This window comes from Streptomyces sp. SID486, from assembly GCF_009865385.1.
In the GTDB taxonomy this organism is placed as follows: domain Bacteria; phylum Actinomycetota; class Actinomycetes; order Streptomycetales; family Streptomycetaceae; genus Streptomyces.
The window spans coordinates 1-1,823 of sequence record NZ_WWJT01000439.1 but is presented as its reverse complement, the minus strand read 5'-3'; the positions used below and the strand labels follow the sequence as shown (position 1 = coordinate 1,823).

At 73.0% G+C, this 1,823-nt stretch carries 1 protein-coding gene; it reads right to left on the bottom strand.

Translation table 11 applies throughout. The features are described 5' to 3' along the window. Positions 1–168: 168 nt before the first annotated feature. On the bottom strand, positions 169–1,392 hold the full coding sequence (locus GT045_RS20765) for an alginate lyase family protein (RefSeq protein ID WP_161335072.1): 1,224 nt from the start codon (positions 1,390–1,392) through the stop codon (positions 169–171). Positions 1,393–1,823 lie beyond the last annotated feature (431 nt).

Below are 1,823 nucleotides of genomic sequence, written 5' to 3'. Positions count from 1 at the left end.
CCGCCCGGCCCGCCCCAGGGCCGGGCGTCCGCGTCTCCGGTCACGCGCGCGCCCACGGGCCGGGTACCGCTCCACCGGCACCGGCCGCCACCGGACCGCGTACCGCCCAGCCGCCCGCCCGCACTCGGCCGGCGGTGCGGGCCCGGCCGGGAGGGCCGCCGGGACGGGTCAGTTCGGGTTGTCCCCGTGCGTCAGTGTCTCCCAGGCGACGAAGAGGTTGTCGCTGCCCGCCGGGCGGTTCCGCTGGGTCAGGGCCTGGGTGTTGGTCATGGCGATGCCCAGCCGGTTGTGCAGGGCGTTGTAGCCGACCTCGGTGACGGGCCCCAGCCCCCGCTTCACGGTGCCCCCGCACAGCCAGCTCGGGGCGGCGGTGCCCAGTTCGTACTTGGCCTGGAAGCCGAGCGCCTGCCGCAGCCGCTCGCCGACATCGGTGCCGTACAGGTCCTGTCCCTGGATCCGGCTGGTCTCGGCCACGTGCGAGATGGCGGAGATGCCGTACCCGGTGTGGGTGAAGTCGCGGCAGGTCTCCTGGGTGAGCCCGGTGACGAACGTGGACTGGCCCTGCCAGTAGGAGACGATCTTGTCGCGGGTGTTCAGGTTCTGGCTCGGTACGGTCTTCGGCAGGTCGCCGTCGGAGGCGAGGTACACGTAAGCCGCCGTCCGCGTGCGGAACTTCGCCATGGCGGTGTCGTACGACGCCTTGTCCTCCAGGAAGACGGAGATGCCGACGGCCGCCTCCATCATCGACAGCTCCCAGTTGCCGTTGGAGTTCGAGCCGTTGATGATCTCGGGCAGGTAGACGTCGCGCAGCATGGCCGCGAACCGGCCGGAGCCGGCCCAGGTGCCGGTGTACGTGTACTTGATGATCTCGGCGGCCTTCGGCCAGGAGGACCCCGCCCAGCCCGTCTGGAGGGGCGCGTTGCTGTTGGTGTGGTCCTTGAGCACGGCGGACCAGGCGTCCATCAGCTCGATCGCCTTCCTGGCGTAGCGCTCGTCACGGGTGATGTACCAGGCGAGCGCGTCCGTGTACGCCGCGATGGCGTCCTCGCGTTCGTCCGTACAGCCGTGGTCGGGATTCGAGTAGGAGCCGCACTCGACGACGGCGCGCGGCTCGGGGGTGCGGCTGAGGCTCGCGTAACCGCTGGCCATCATCTGGTCGTAGGCACCCTTCCACGGCTGGGCACCGGCCTGCACCTTGCCGCGGACGAAGTCGAGCTGGGCGCGCGAGACGGTGACGCCGGGGTGTGCGAACGCGGCGGGCGCGGCCTCCGCCCGCTGGGTGGCCGGCGCGGTGAGGAGTCCGGCGCCGAGCACGCCGGCCGCCACCGTGAGGGCGAGTGCGGAACGCTCGGACCGACGGCGGCGCCGGGCTGGTGTGTCCTTGTCCTGCATCTGATCCGTCCTCATACATGAACGACATACGGCTTCTTGAACGTCCGGGTGGACGAGACCATAGGTACGGACCATGCACCCGTCAAGTGGCCGGGAGGGGGTCCGCCGCGCCGAGCGGGCCGGGCCCGCTGCCGGCCCGGTGGTGCGGCCCTGTCGGGCTCTTCCGCCGTGGCCGGACGGTGGTGGAGACTCCGACCGGCCGGGCGGTGCCGCCGGCCGGTCGTCCCGCTCCCCCGCCACCCACCCCGAGGGCTGTCCTCATGCCGTTATCACCAGCCGCTGCCCGGCTCGCCGTCGCCACCGCGGGTCTCCTGCTCACCGCCGTCACCGCTCCGGCGACCGCCACCGCCTCGGCCACGACTGCGCCGCACCCGGCGCCCGCTCCGGCCGCCGCCGCCCCGCACTCCCCTGCCGCCCCGGCCACCGCGGGC

Excerpts from the sequence above, each read along its gene's own strand:
- GT045_RS20765 (WP_161335072.1), bottom strand. The coding sequence starts at position 1,392 with ATGCAGGACAAGGACACACCAGCCCGGCGCCGCCGTCGGTCCGAGCGT.